Here is a 12,695-nt window from a genome sequence, read left to right as displayed (position 1 = left end):
CCGCGACCAGCTCAAGCAGGCAGCATGAATCCCCTTGTCACGGGCGTGTCCATCATCGGGTTCATGGTCAGCGCTCCTGCGGCATTCGTGCTCACCGAGAGCACGTCGTGGAGTTTCCGCCGCTGGATCGCCACTGCGGTAGCGGCGGCCGCACTGAACGGCGTCCTTATCGGCGCCATGACCTGGTCGAGCCTGAACTCAGCGGGTGTCGCGTGAATCCACTTGTCACCCAGCAGATCGCCGACGGCCGAACCGTTCTCGCGATCCTCGATGGGCAGCCCGAGGTGAGTCATGGCTGACGTCATCGTGCTCCAGGCCGCTCTTCAGGCCGCGTGCGTCGTTGCCATCGCGCACGGTGTCGACCAGCGCATCGACCCGGATGCCTTCGGGATCCAAACCTCGCCGGAGGGAACCACCCATGCCACCTACGTCGATGCCGACCACCTGGTCTCGGTGTGGCTCGACCGCAACGACTGTGCCGTGGTGCGCATCGCTGATCTGAGTTGGACGCACTGGCCCGACACCGACTCGGACGACGACGCGGAATGCGATGTGTGCCAACCGTATACGCCTCAGCGTAACCACTTCCGGGGTGTGCCGATTGAGAACGCTTACCTGCCCGGAGACGCACCCGTATCGGAGAACGCCAATGTCTGAAGCCGTGAATCTCGAACTGGCCGTGCGGATGCCGTGGCTGGTCGCCGAGCCCGAATCCATCTGGGTCATCACCGGCACCTACCGCAGTGGCAAAGACAGGTTCACCGACTGCTTGGCCATGGTGTTGCCGCTGGAAATCACCGATGGACATCGGCTGTTCCAGCTGATCCACCCAGCCATCGTGGACACCGATCCGGCCAACCCGGATCGGCTGATAGCGCCGAACCGGATCACCCACGGGCGCCGGTTGGTCCTGGTCCACGCAGAAGAACCGCGGACCGCGTACTGGGCTGACGAACAAGACCTGATCGACCGAGGGGAAGACCATGCCTGACCGAGATCGCATCACTGAAATCCAGGATGGCGAGCCTATGGATCCGCACCCACCCGGCGGCTATGTGTCCACCTCGTGCCGTCATGCCATCGACCGCCCAGACCTGCACGACCGCTGTCGGCTCATATGCAAGTGGTGTAGCCAGTCTTGCCGCTGCTCCTGCCATGAAACCACCGAAGGGAAGCGGCCATGCCTGAACAATTCCTGATCCCCGACGACCGCCTGTCCCGGTGGGTCTCCTACGTCGATCTCCCAGTGGGTGATGAGTTGCTCCGGGCGTTCGACGCGATGGCAGCAGAGCTGCTGGCCGCCCGTTGGCGCATCCACGTGGTGGAGGCCACTTGCGCGCAGTGGGCCGACGCATTCGATAGGTCCAAGGTCAGCCACCGCAGCCGGGTGAGTCAGCTTATGGGCCGCATCGCCGAGCTGGAGCAGCGAGTGTCTCTCGCTGTCGCGATCTGCGATGTCGAACAGATGCACCGGCACGATCCCGGCGCCCCTGTGCCTGCGATATGGACCGCCTACGCGTTGCGCCCAGATCTCTACGAGCGCCCATCCGATTGGGACGCAGTGATTTCCGAGGTCCGCAAATGGCATCCGACCATTCAGGATGTGACGGACCATGCCTGACCAACCGCTCATCGCCGAGGACCGTCTGCGGCAATTCCGCGACGACGACAACGTGTGCGCGTCCCCTTTCGAGCGAGCGATGGCAGAAGAGCTGCTGGTAGCCCGAGCCCGGATCGCCGAGCTGGAGACAGAGCTGGATCTCAATCAGGGGAGTCAGGCGCGGCTGGTCGTCAAGTTAGCCAACGCCCACCCCGAGCGACTGGCCGATGCGCTCGCCGAGCTGGACCTGGCCCATACCCGTATCGCTGAGCTGGAGCAGCAGGCCGGCCAGTCGCTCGGCTACGTCGTCGTGGCGGAGCAGCCGGTTCATCGCGCAGCAGTCATGCACCGGTACCGCGCCATTGGGTGTATCTGGCCGGAGAGCGAGGGAGCCGAAATCCAGTTGGCCGAGCGTTCGGACCGAGCGTTGATGGACCCCGCGTGGTTCAGCGGCATGAGGCACTTCATCGCCGAGCTGCGGGAGGTGACCGGAAATGGCTAGCTACGAGCACCGGGAAGTGCAGCGTACCCGGTATGAGTGGCGTGTCCCTGGTGCCACCTATGGCGGTTGGGGTTCGGCGGTCGCCGAAGTCCACAAGGCCATAGCGGCAGCCGAAACCCGGTACCGCGAGGTGATGGGCAAGGACCCGACTCATGATGACTGGCTTCGTGTTTGGGCTGAGGACGACGACATCGTGCTCTGGTTCGAGTACCAGGAGAGTGACCGATGACCGGCCGCATCGTGGGCTACGCCGTCGGCCAGTACCAGGGCTCACTGTTCCCGCCCAACATCGACGACGTTCACCTGACCCGTGAAGGCGCAGAAGCAGACGTGGTTGCACTGAGCTTTGCGCAGGAGTGTGTCGACTATCGGATCTACGAGGTGCGGGAGGTGCCCGATGCCCGCTGAAGCAGCCTGCCGCTACTGCTGCCCGCATCTGAACGTCTGGCGCGGTCATTGCGTCTCGTGTGGTGCGACATGGGACCAGATCACCGAGCGGCAGGCGGAGGTACCGCGCGATGCCTGACCGCTTCGGAGAGCCCGAGACGCGGAAGAAGTGCCGCAACCCGAACTGTCGGCCGCCGGGGTGGCTCGGCACCGATGACGAGGGCCGGCCGATCCCGTGCATGGAGTGCAAGGACCACCTCCTGCACCGGCGGGACGTCAACGATTTCGCCGAGCGCACACCCAGCGCTCGAGCCCAGCAAGCAATCGATGCAGCAGCGAAAAGAGAGAAGCGGCCGTGATCCCACCTGAAGAAGCCCTGACCAGCTCACCGACCGTTGCCGGTCCCGGCGCGAATCTCGGAATGATGGACATGTCCAAATGCGCATTCTTCGTCTACGTGGACACCGATGGGCATGCGGTCGTCCAGGCCGAGGGTGTCTCGAAGGCGCAGGCGGCCGAGTGGATGCGCCATCTGGCGGACTCATGGTCAACCGGTGATGCGGACACCACCGGCGGTGCCGAATGAGCCAGCACCCCATGACCTCACAGCCCACCGCACTTTGGATCGAGCAGCTCGCCGCGTCCCCTGGCAGTGCGTTCTCGAGCGGCGGTTGCGGTGACACCGCGTGTGACTTCTGCCGCGAACAATCCCTGCCGATGCCCGGCCCGCCCACGGTCGGCGGACTGCTCGGTGCTGTCTTCTCGATCCTCCGGAAGGTGGTGCGGCCATGAGCCCCGAACCGGTCGTCACCGTCACCCGCTACGAGGTGTCTTGCCTGCCGGAAGAGCATCGCGACCGTCGAAGCTTCTCGATGAGTGTCGCGTACCGAGGCGGTGAGAAATGGTGCGTCACAGACACATTCGAATGCTACGACCTCGACGGTCACCCGAGCTTCGAGGGCCGAGCATCGTGCCGCGACGACGCATGGTCGGCGCGGCATTGGTTCGACCTCGTCACCGCACTCGCACTGGCGAACCGCCTTGCTCCCGCTATGAGGGTCAACGGGCAGTCCGTCGCTGATGTGCTGGCGCGCGGGGGTGGGCAGTGAACACCGCGAACATCCTGACCAGGCGTGAGCAATGCCGTCTGCATTGTCGATCCACCTGGCACGGCGAGCATGGCGCATCGTCACCCGGCGGCCCATTCCCCGGCACGATGGCCAAGATCGGAGACGTCCGCCGATGTGAGCACGGCAAGTACTGGCGGTACACCGAGACCAGCGAGAACGCGTTCTTCTGCATGATGGATCGCTGGGAACCGTTGTCCCGCATCTGGAACCCCATCGCATACCGTCGGGCGTTTCTGGCGGTCGGGGGTGGGCAGTGACCGCCGAGCTGCATCACCTTCCCACCTCGGACTTCGCGATTCGGCAACTCCACGCGGAGATCGAGCGGCTCGCGACCATCGCTTCGCAGGCGTACATCTCCCGCACGCCACTGCGCACCGAGCAGCAAGGCTCCGATGAGGTCGCCTACTGGTACGACGATCTCGGCCTGAAGATCCTGACCGCCGGTGGCGGCGTGCACATGTCGACCGAGCTTCGATTCCAGGACTGGCCGGACTGGAACTCGGTGAGCAACAAGGACGCTCGGGCCATCGCGAATGCCCTGCTGTCTGCGGCGGCATATGTCGAGCCTGGCTACGAGGTGACCGAATGACCCCCGAGGAGATCCGGGCCGAGGCAGCTCAACGAATCGCGAAGGCCGAGCACGCACGGCTCTATCCCGGAATGCCCTGGGAGAAGGTGCGCGCCGAAGACCTCGTCTGGCTACTCGAGGAGGCTGCGGCCGTAGTCGATGCCCTCGGCGACATGCTGCCGACCGGGGCGGAAGGTGTGGCTGTGAGCGAGCAGCCCGCTGACGGCACCCTCTTCGCCGGTGAGCCTGGCGGCAGCGAGTATCGGTGCATCGACACTCTCGCCGATCCCTACGCGGAGATCACCCAGAACATCATGGGCACCGGCCGCTACTGGGCGGGGAGCATCTTCGCGGCCGATGTCAGCCGCGAGGCATTCAATGCGCTCAGCATGGGCTGTGTGTGGGTGGTGTGGGCAGGTGTGTTCATGCGCATCAACGGCGCGGGTAATAGTTCACCCGGCCCGGGTGGCCGCCTGTGGCGGATCGAATGCAGTCAGCGTCAGCATGTCGGTTATGTAGAGCTAGGGCGCGACCCCGTCGCCCTTGATCTGATCGAACCGTCTCCGCCGATGCCTCCCGAGTCGTGGTGGATGAGCGAGTGTGCCCGCGCGGTTCGCGATTTGGTCGGCACTGAGCCGCGCCCCGACCGCGTGTTCGTACCGGATATGCGCGGGAAGCTTGCGCAGATCGACCCGTGGGAGGTGACCGAATGAGCTCGAAGGACAGCCGGATCGCGGACCTCGAAGCGGACCTCGCCGAACTCCATGGGTTCAACACACGCAGCCGTGAAACTGCTGCCCAGCACACCAAGATTCTGCGGGCCATCTATGCCGAGCACCAGCCGATCCTGACCCAGGACAGGGATCGCGCGTTCGAATTACGTTGCCGCCGTTGCCATACCGACGAACACCACACCTGGCATTCGGACAACTACATGCCATGGCCGTGCCCCACCGTGGCGCCGTTCGTGGCGTACGCGGTCTACACACCGCGCGAGGCCGAGCAGGAGGCGGCCGAATGAGTCTGTTTCATCGCCACGACTGGGGTATGTGGGAACGCATCCAGGTCGAATACACAGACCATTTCGGGGACCGCGGTGGCACCGACACCAAGCAAGCACGCCGTTGCGGCACCTGCGGCAAATACCAGCTGCGCAGGATCCGCGGATGATGCCTCGCGACAACGGTCGCATGACCGCCGCTAGTGATCAGCAACCGGCCGACCTCTTGTTACCCCGCACTGCGGCAAGGAGATTCGTGTGTCCACCGATGAGAAGTATCTGACCAGAATGCAGGTCGCGACGCGATTGAAGATCACCCCGAAAACACTCGCGAATTGGGCTTCCGACGGAAAAGGGCCACCGTTCATGCGGCTCGGTCTGGTCGGCGCTCCGGTCCGTTATCCGTGTGAAAGCTATTTCGAGTGGGAGCGATCGCAGACCGAACTGTTTCGACCGACATAAACGCGGCCTCCTGAATGCCTTTTAGGGCTGGGGCCGAGCGAAGGGAGTGCGATGGGTAGCGACCGGTTGGTAGCGGGTGGTCGCCCGAAGAAGAAGTCGTTGGAGCCGGTCAAAGGTTCGGACGGGATGTGGCGTCTGGACCGGGTCCGTCACCGGACCTACAGTGGCATGTACACGCGCACGAGCGCCAGTGCCCGCACACGCAAAGGGTGTGCGCAGCAGTGGGAGATAAAGTTCGAGAAGAATCGGCACAAGGGATCGGTGAGAACCGTCCGAAGCGATGCCGTCACAGTACGGTTCACCGCCGACGACAAAATGACCGGCGTCTTCACGCACTTCCTCGCCACGTGCGAGAAGAAGGTGAAGCAAGGGCTCATCAAACAGAGCACTGTCGACGGATATGAACGATTCATCTTCCCGTCCACCGGAAACAAAGCCGCCAAGAACTCCATAAAAATGGCGACAGAGCTGGGTGGGTTGACCGTGGGAGAGGTCGGGGATCCGGCCTTCCTCAGTGACTACCTGGAAGGTATTCACGACGTAGCGAAAGGCACTGCGAGTGTTCACTACGCGCTGCTGAAGCAAATATTCGGGATGCTGACGTTGAACGGCCCCTTCAAATACGACCCGATGGCACCGGTGTCCAACCCCTACCGCTCCGGTGGCGGGCAGCGGGCGTTGAAACGCGCCGAACGCGACGCGTTGTTCGAGTTGTTCCTGGCCCGTATGCCGCAGAACCCGTACTGCCGCATCCTGTTCCTGCTGCTGCTGGGCACCGGGATGCGGATCGGGGAGGCGCTGGGGTTGCGGTGGGCCGATGTGGACTTGAAGGACGGCCCGCAGTGCGCGGTGATCTACATCTGCGGGACCGTGGTGCCGGGGCCGGCCGGGGGTAAGGGGTACCGGCAGGACAAGCGCAAGAACGACGGCGCCCCTTACTATCTGACCCTCCCGATGTGGCTGACGGTGGAGCTGCGGGAATGGCGCGCCAAGGCCGGCGATGTCGACGAGCAGAGAGCTGTGTTGTCGACCAAGCGAGGCACGTTCCGGTCGGTGTCGGGTCTCGAGGGAGTGCTGCGGCAGATCGTCGGGGGCACGGCGATGGATTGGGTGCACTTCGGCAACTTCCGGGATACCGCCGCGACTCACGTCAAAGGCAAGACACGCAGCGGCGCCAGGGCAAGCGCCCAACTGGGTCATGCGGAAGGCTCGACGGTGGCCAGCACCTACTATATTGACAAGGAGGGATACGAGCACCCGGCGGTGGACAACGCGGCCGCGATGGAATCGCTCAAGCCCTCAAAGTTGGAGCGAGACTGGAATTCCGGTGCTGTCTAAGCCGACTGCAGGGCGCCGACCTCGATCGATTCAAAATTCGGATACTTCCAGCCGAAGAAGATGATCGGGTTCACGTTCACAATGCGCCGCAGTCGCGGGGCCAGCTGCGCGCGGCGGCGCTCATCGGTCATGCCGAACACGACCTGCATGATGACATCGAGTGTCAGCTCGTTCATGCGGTCGAGCGTGTGCACGGTCGACCCGCCGCCCCAACGGTCGAGATGAGTTTTCGCGATCGCCTCGACCAGCGTCCGGTACCCGCGCAGCGAGGATCCGGCGAAGGCGGGCATGAGCAGTCGCCGGGCGCGCGCATGCTCACCTTCATCGGTGAGCAGCACCGAGTGCTCGCCCATAATGTGCACCAGCAGCCGATTACCTTCTCCCGCATGCAGATCGGCCGGGTCGCCGGCGAAGATCTCCCGAATATGCTCGGGTCGCGAGAACACCACCAGATTCTCCGCATACGGCGCGACCAGATGCAGCGTGAACACATCGCCGTAGCGCCGCGCCGCCCGCCCGAGCAGCATGCCGCGCCATTTCGCATACAGGAGCGTCTGGACGATGACCGGCAATCGAGGGCCTGGTGGAAATGCGGTAGTCACGACGGCGATCCCTTCGCGCGAGCCGCATCGATGCGGCGAGCCTCCCCACAGCGTAGAACGCCCGTTCCTCAGCTGTCGGAGTCCTGGAAGAGTCGACAGGCAGACGCACTGAGGCATCGGGAATGAATGTCACTGTGACGCAAGGCGCTTCGGTGCGAGGTGGGTGGCGATGTAGGACATATACTGGCCTAGTTGGCTCCTATCGTCGAGTCATGACCACTCTCGAGCCCTTCCGCATCGATGTTCCGGCCGCCGCGATCGATGATTTGAACGCTCGTCTTGCTGCTACGCGCTGGCCTGCGGAACTGCCCGGAGTCGGCTGGAGCTACGGCATTCCGACGAGTTATGTGCGGGAGCTGGCCGAGTACTGGGGTAGCGAATACGACTGGCGGGTCCACGAAGCGGCGTGGAATTGATACCCGCAGTTCGTCACCGATATCGACGGGCAGCGGATGCACTTCTTGCATATCCGCTCGCCTGAGCCGGAGGCGATGCCGCTCGTTCTGGTGCACGGGTGGCCGTTTCAGGATTTCACCGAGATGATCGGCCCGCTGACGGATCCCCGGGCGCACGGGGGAGTGCCGGAAGATGCGTTCCACCTGGTGATTCCGACTCTGCCCGGATTCGGCTTCTCGGGGCCGACCCATCGGCCCGGAGAAGCCGCGACCGAGCGCAGTGCCGAGCTGATCGTGAAACTCATGGCGGGTCTGGGCTATGACCGCTACGGCGCGCAGGGGGGAGATGCCGGGTCCTTCATCGTTCCGCAGCTGGGCCGGATCGATGCCGGGCATGTGGCGGGTGTGCATCTCAACGACCCGATCACCATCCCGGCCTGGGGTGATGACGGATCCGGCTACAGCGCAAGCGATCAGGAGAAGCTCGCATCCATGGCGGATTGGAGCAGTAAGGAGACCTCCGGTTATGCGGGCATGCACGCCACGCGACCGCAGACTCTCGCTCCGGCGATCGCCGATTCTCCGGCGGGTTTGCTCGCCTGGATCCTGGACGTGGTCCAGACCTTCAGCGATCCGTCCAAGGCGACGCCCGATGCGGCGATCGACCGCGACATGCTGCTGACGAATGTCTCGGTTCTCTGGTTCACCAACGCCATCGGATCGTCCATGTACCTGTACAAGGAATCGCAGCAATGGGGCGCGGAAGTCTCGAACTCCGGGGTGCCGACCGGCGTCGCGGTCTTCCCGGGCAACAACACCATTCGTGGTCTCGCGGAGAAGCGGAACACCGTCGTGCACTGGACCGAATTCGATCGCGGGGGACACTTCGCCGCCATGGAGACCCCGGATCTGCTGACGACCGACCTCCGCGACTTCTTCCGCACACTCCGCTGATCCGTCTGTGGGCGGGGCGTTCGCCGCGCTGCCCACATTTGTACACCCGGATCTGAGAGTCTGGGGCCATGGCTATCGTTCATCGCACCACCATGGTCCCCGGCAAATTGGAGCTGCTGGCGGCGTGGCTGCCGACTCGCGCCTGGTACACGGGCGGTTCGCAGCCGCGGCTCGCCAAGGCCGGCGGGTTCCGGCTCGACGATCCGGCCGGCGCGGTCGGTATCGAAGTCATGGTCGTGAGTGACAGTTCGGGTGCGCGGCCGGTGACCTATCTGGTCCCGATGACCTACCGCGGCGCACCGCTGCCCGATGCGGCCGACGCTTTGATCGGTACCTCCGAGCACGGCGTGCTCGGCACCCGCTGGCTCTACGACGCCACACACGATCCGGTGTTCGTCGAGCAGATCGTCCGCCTGCTGGCCGCCCAGGCGCAGCCGCAAGCCCAGAGCGAGAGCGATACCACCGACCCCACCGTCACGGTCCGGGCAGCTGAAATCCCGGTTCCGGCAGCGGGATTCGGCGGCAGCTCGGTGCTGGACGCGGCACGCTGGACCGATATCACCCCGGCCGGAACCGAGGTGCCGGTGCTTCGGCTCCATCGAATTCTCGGCGACGAGTTGCCCGCCGACCTCTACGCATGGGTCGAAGCACCGTGGTCGTCCCCCGACGGTGAGATCAGCCGCGGGGTGTTCGTATCGACTCAGGCCGGATAGCCGCGCCGTCGCTGATGTGCAGGACCGCATCGGCGACGTCGAGGGTCGCCGCGTCGAGCGGGAAATAGCCCTGCTGCGGGGTGGTGTCGGTCCGGCTCCGGGCGGCGGCGACCGCACTGCTCGCGATCAGGCCCCAGGTGCTGATGCGGTTGTGCAGAAAGGCTTCGGAGGTATCGGGTTCCGGCTCGTGAAGCCCGAAGTGATCGTGTCGACCCAGGCTGCCCGCAATGAACGAGTACTGGTCACCCATCAGCGAGCTTGCGATCGAGCCGGCGCCGGTCCAGGCGATATCGCTGTCCGCCCGGCTGAAGTGGCTGGGATTCCGCTGCAGGTGCGTATTGTTCGCGAAGACCAGGGTCGGGCCGCGACGGGATTCGATGCGCCGAATGGCGAGCAGGTTCTGCGCCATGATCACATCACGGGCGCCGAGAAGTAGGGCGATTCGCTCATTCAGTTCGCGGCGCTGTGCTGCGACCCTGTGATAGCGCAGCAATCCGATACCGGCGGCGAGATATGTTTCCGCCCTTTGCCATTCGGTCCGCGAGGTAGCCGCGATTCGCTGTGGGGCGCATTCGTACAGTGCGTCGACGAGGTCGTCGGCAATCGATCGCAGTCGCCCGGCCGCTTCCGATTCGCCCATCGACATCTCCGGGTCCAGGATCGCCTCCTCGCGGCCCCATTGCTCATCGTCGCCTGCGGCGCTCGCGATATCGATGTCGAGTCCCAGGTAGTCGCGGGCGTATTCGAGATATCGGCGCGGGCTGGGCGCGCTGGTGTTCTCGGTCTGTGCATCGATGCCGTAGAAGGTCAAATGTGCTGCAGGAGTGCGACTCCGGTTGTATTCACGCATCCAGGCAACCAGCTGCCTGTTCGTATCCAGTGCGCCGAAGTCGTGCGAAAACCCTTCGCGCATCACGGTATCGAGATCGCCGACACCGTTCTGGACGAAGTCGTTCACGGCCAGAGCCGCTACCCGATCAGTCTCCAAGCCGATGGATCGAAACCCGAGCTCGACCAGCTGAACGAACAGTTCGTTGCGGACCCAGCCGAAGGCCGGTACCTGATGGGTCGGTTCACCGAGGGCCAAAAGCTCCGATGATGACGTGACGAAGTCCTGAATATGCTGACTCATGAGCCTCAATCGTATCGTTGAAAGAACGGTTGATAGTTTGGTCGACTGACTCAGGTATTCGACGGGTAAAGTCTCAAATTAATGCCTACCCTGCGACCAGCGGATCTCGCCCGAGAGCATGGAATCTCGACCCAGGCTGTCCGCAACTACGAGCAGGACGGCTGCATCCCACCCGCCGCCCGCACGCCCACCGGCTACCGGATCTACACCGAGGCGCATGCCGCGGCCCTGCGCACCTACCTCGCACTCATCCCGGCCTACGGCCACTCGGCCGCCGGTCAGATCATGACCGCACTCCACAACAACGAACTCGACGCCGCCCTCACGGCCATCGACCACGGCCACAATCAATTGCTCCGAGACCGGGAAACCCTCGCCACGGTTCGCAGCGCAATCGATCATCTGACGACGGAGTCCGCCCCTGGCCGCCCGGCAGCCGACAGCGACCGAACCATCGGCGAACTCGCCCATCGACTCCGCGTGACTCCGGCAACCTTGCGAAAATGGGAGAACGCCGGAATCCTCACCCCGGCAAGAGATCCCGCCACCGGATACCGCACCTTCGAGGCCACCGACCTCCGCGACGCCGAACTCACCCACCTCCTCAGACGCGGCGGCTACCCCCTGGCGCACATATCCACCGTGGTCCACCAGATCCGAACCGCCGGCGGCACAGCCGCACTCGCCGCGTCGATGACCGACTGGCAAGCCAAGCTCACAGCCCGCGGCCTCGCCATGCTCACCGCATCGACCCACCTCAACGTCTACCTGCTCCTGCTCAATCGTGCTGATCCACAGCAGGAGTTCTAGCCGCGGCCGATCCCGCCGCTCAGCGATCGGCAAAATGCTCATCGTGGAGCACTCGACATCCGAACCCGATCGCCGCACCGCCGACCACCTGCAGCCTGTACTCGTCGAACTGGAACGCCGCGAACCGATCTTCCATCGTCCCGAACTCGGCACCACGCGGGCCGATTTCGAGCGCTCGACGGCACCGGACTTCTGGGAAACCGGCGCCTCCGGCCGGCGCTACAGCAGGGAATTCGTCTGGGCCACTCTCGAACAGCGGCAACTCGATACAGCGCAGGATCAGGGCGAGCCCGACTCGTGGAAGACCAGCGACTTCCAACTACGCGAGATCGCCCCGGACACCTACCTACTCACGTACACCCTCGAACAACCGGATCGACTGACCCGGCGACTGACCGTCTGGCAGCGCACCGCAGACGACTGGACGATCCTCTACCACCAGGGAACGGTCGTCACCGATTAGCGGTGTCAGTCGTGTTTCGCCTCGTAGCGCAGCAGGACCGTGCCGCCCGGGAAGGTGCGGTTCTCCAACAGTCGCAGCGATATCCAGGACGGCAGGCTCGGGAAGAACGGGGTGCCGCCGCCCACGGCGGTGGGCGCGACAACGATCCGGAACTCGTCCACCAGCCCGGCCTGCACGATCGGTGCGGCCAGCGTCGCGCCGGCCACCTCCAGCCTGCCGTCGGTTTCGGCTTTCAGTTTCCGCACCACCTCGACCGGGTCGCCGCGTTCCAAGCGGGAGTTCCAGTCGACCGACTCCAGGGTGCGTGAGAACACGACCTTGGGCATATCGCGCCAGATGCTGGCGAAGTCGACGATCAGCGGGGTGGCGTCCGGAGCCTTGTCAGCGGTCGGCCAGTACGCGGACATCAGTTCGTAGACCCGCCGCCCGTAGAACGACAGGGCGGTCTCCCGCTCGAAGTCGTTCCAGTACTGGTGAAGCTCTTCGCTCGGTTCGGACCAGTCGATATTGCCCTGTGCGTCGGCGATGTACCCGTCCACCGACACATTGAAGCCATAGATGAGTTTGCCCATACAGATCAGACTGCACCGGGGGACAGAACTCATCGCTGTCTGCCCACTGTTGTCGGTCGGATCGCCC

Annotated in this window: 22 protein-coding genes and 1 pseudogene; 19 read left to right on the top strand and 4 right to left on the bottom strand. The window is 64.2% G+C overall.

The features are described from left to right. Positions 1–11 precede the first annotated feature (11 nt). A complete protein-coding gene (locus tag OG716_RS10610; RefSeq protein ID WP_405137456.1) occupies positions 12–293 on the bottom strand; it encodes a hypothetical protein in 282 nt (93 codons plus the stop codon). On the opposite strand from OG716_RS10610, the gene OG716_RS10605 reads away from it, so the two are divergent. From OG716_RS10605 to OG716_RS10535, 15 genes are all read left to right on the top strand, one after another. Beyond that, positions 292–657, top strand: coding sequence for a hypothetical protein (locus OG716_RS10605; protein ID WP_405137455.1), 366 nt, complete (start codon positions 292–294; stop codon positions 655–657). The genes OG716_RS10610 and OG716_RS10605 overlap by 2 nt on opposite strands. Further along, entirely contained in the window at positions 650–991 is a 342-nt protein-coding gene (locus OG716_RS10600) for a hypothetical protein (protein ID WP_405137454.1), read from the top strand. The genes OG716_RS10605 and OG716_RS10600 overlap by 8 nt, the downstream gene beginning before the upstream one ends. A 189-nt stretch (positions 992–1,180) precedes the next feature. Further along, entirely contained in the window at positions 1,181–1,621 is a 441-nt protein-coding gene (locus OG716_RS10595) for a hypothetical protein (RefSeq protein ID WP_405137453.1), read from the top strand. Continuing rightward, on the top strand, positions 1,614–2,102 hold the full coding sequence (locus tag OG716_RS10590) for a hypothetical protein (RefSeq protein WP_405137452.1): 489 nt from the start codon (positions 1,614–1,616) through the stop codon (positions 2,100–2,102). The genes OG716_RS10595 and OG716_RS10590 overlap by 8 nt, the downstream gene beginning before the upstream one ends. Then, on the top strand, positions 2,095–2,331 hold the full coding sequence (locus OG716_RS10585) for a hypothetical protein (RefSeq protein ID WP_405137451.1): 237 nt from the start codon (positions 2,095–2,097) through the stop codon (positions 2,329–2,331). Before OG716_RS10590 ends, OG716_RS10585 begins: the two co-directional genes overlap by 8 nt. Next, positions 2,328–2,510, top strand: a complete 183-nt coding sequence (locus OG716_RS10580) for a hypothetical protein (protein ID WP_405137450.1) — start codon at positions 2,328–2,330, stop codon at positions 2,508–2,510. Before OG716_RS10585 ends, OG716_RS10580 begins: the two co-directional genes overlap by 4 nt. 334 nt (positions 2,511–2,844) lie before the next feature. Beyond that, a complete protein-coding gene (locus tag OG716_RS10575; protein WP_405137449.1) occupies positions 2,845–3,075 on the top strand; it encodes a hypothetical protein in 231 nt (76 codons plus the stop codon). An 11-nt stretch (positions 3,076–3,086) separates the two neighbouring features. Beyond that, a complete protein-coding gene (locus OG716_RS10570) occupies positions 3,087–3,281 on the top strand; it encodes a hypothetical protein (protein WP_405137448.1) in 195 nt (64 codons plus the stop codon). Then, positions 3,278–3,598: a hypothetical protein gene (locus tag OG716_RS10565; RefSeq protein WP_405137447.1), complete on the top strand. Its 321-nt coding sequence runs from the start codon at positions 3,278–3,280 to the stop codon at positions 3,596–3,598. The genes OG716_RS10570 and OG716_RS10565 overlap by 4 nt, the downstream gene beginning before the upstream one ends. After that, a complete protein-coding gene (locus OG716_RS10560; RefSeq protein WP_405137446.1) occupies positions 3,595–3,876 on the top strand; it encodes a hypothetical protein in 282 nt (93 codons plus the stop codon). The genes OG716_RS10565 and OG716_RS10560 overlap by 4 nt, the downstream gene beginning before the upstream one ends. Further along, a complete protein-coding gene (locus tag OG716_RS10555) occupies positions 3,873–4,208 on the top strand; it encodes a hypothetical protein (protein WP_405137445.1) in 336 nt (111 codons plus the stop codon). The genes OG716_RS10560 and OG716_RS10555 overlap by 4 nt, the downstream gene beginning before the upstream one ends. Further along, complete coding sequence (locus OG716_RS10550) at positions 4,205–4,900, top strand: hypothetical protein (protein WP_405137444.1); 696 nt, start codon at positions 4,205–4,207, stop codon at positions 4,898–4,900. The genes OG716_RS10555 and OG716_RS10550 overlap by 4 nt, the downstream gene beginning before the upstream one ends. Beyond that, positions 4,897–5,208, top strand: a complete 312-nt coding sequence (locus OG716_RS10545) for a hypothetical protein (protein WP_405137443.1) — start codon at positions 4,897–4,899, stop codon at positions 5,206–5,208. Before OG716_RS10550 ends, OG716_RS10545 begins: the two co-directional genes overlap by 4 nt. Next, entirely contained in the window at positions 5,205–5,357 is a 153-nt protein-coding gene (locus tag OG716_RS10540) for a hypothetical protein (protein WP_405137442.1), read from the top strand. Before OG716_RS10545 ends, OG716_RS10540 begins: the two co-directional genes overlap by 4 nt. A gap of 343 nt (positions 5,358–5,700) precedes the next feature. Then, positions 5,701–6,987, top strand: a complete 1,287-nt coding sequence (locus tag OG716_RS10535; RefSeq protein ID WP_405137441.1) for a tyrosine-type recombinase/integrase — start codon at positions 5,701–5,703, stop codon at positions 6,985–6,987. Here the strand turns inward: OG716_RS10535 and OG716_RS10530 are convergent. Beyond that, positions 6,984–7,589: a cytochrome P450 gene (locus OG716_RS10530; protein WP_327139412.1), complete on the bottom strand. Its 606-nt coding sequence runs from the start codon at positions 7,587–7,589 to the stop codon at positions 6,984–6,986. The two genes, OG716_RS10535 and OG716_RS10530, sit on opposite strands and share 4 nt — an antisense overlap. Positions 7,590–7,711: 122 nt before the next feature. Here OG716_RS10530 and OG716_RS10525 point away from each other — a divergent pair. Beyond that, positions 7,712–8,938: pseudogene (locus OG716_RS10525) on the top strand (epoxide hydrolase family protein). Positions 8,939–9,006: 68 nt separating this feature from the next. After that, the gene (locus OG716_RS10520; protein WP_405137440.1) at positions 9,007–9,651 is read left to right on the top strand and encodes a maltokinase N-terminal cap-like domain-containing protein; all 645 of its coding nucleotides are present in this window, start codon (positions 9,007–9,009) and stop codon (positions 9,649–9,651) included. On the opposite strand, the gene OG716_RS10515 is transcribed toward OG716_RS10520, so the two are convergent. Continuing rightward, a complete protein-coding gene (locus tag OG716_RS10515) occupies positions 9,614–10,783 on the bottom strand; it encodes an erythromycin esterase family protein (protein ID WP_405137439.1) in 1,170 nt (389 codons plus the stop codon). The two genes, OG716_RS10520 and OG716_RS10515, sit on opposite strands and share 38 nt — an antisense overlap. A gap of 81 nt (positions 10,784–10,864) precedes the next feature. On the opposite strand from OG716_RS10515, the gene OG716_RS10510 reads away from it, so the two are divergent. Further along, on the top strand, positions 10,865–11,593 hold the full coding sequence (locus OG716_RS10510; protein ID WP_405137438.1) for a MerR family DNA-binding transcriptional regulator: 729 nt from the start codon (positions 10,865–10,867) through the stop codon (positions 11,591–11,593). A 43-nt stretch (positions 11,594–11,636) separates the two neighbouring features. Beyond that, positions 11,637–12,056, top strand: coding sequence for a DUF4440 domain-containing protein (locus OG716_RS10505; protein WP_405137437.1), 420 nt, complete (start codon positions 11,637–11,639; stop codon positions 12,054–12,056). A 5-nt stretch (positions 12,057–12,061) separates the two neighbouring features. Here OG716_RS10505 and OG716_RS10500 read toward each other — a convergent pair whose 3' ends face one another. After that, positions 12,062–12,628, bottom strand: a complete 567-nt coding sequence (locus OG716_RS10500) for a dihydrofolate reductase family protein (RefSeq protein ID WP_405137436.1) — start codon at positions 12,626–12,628, stop codon at positions 12,062–12,064. Between the last annotated feature and the right edge of the window lie 67 nt (positions 12,629–12,695).

The organism is Nocardia sp. NBC_01388 (assembly GCF_045040085.1).
Taxonomy (GTDB): domain Bacteria; phylum Actinomycetota; class Actinomycetes; order Mycobacteriales; family Mycobacteriaceae; genus Nocardia.
This window is presented reverse-complemented; position numbering and strand designations above follow the sequence as displayed.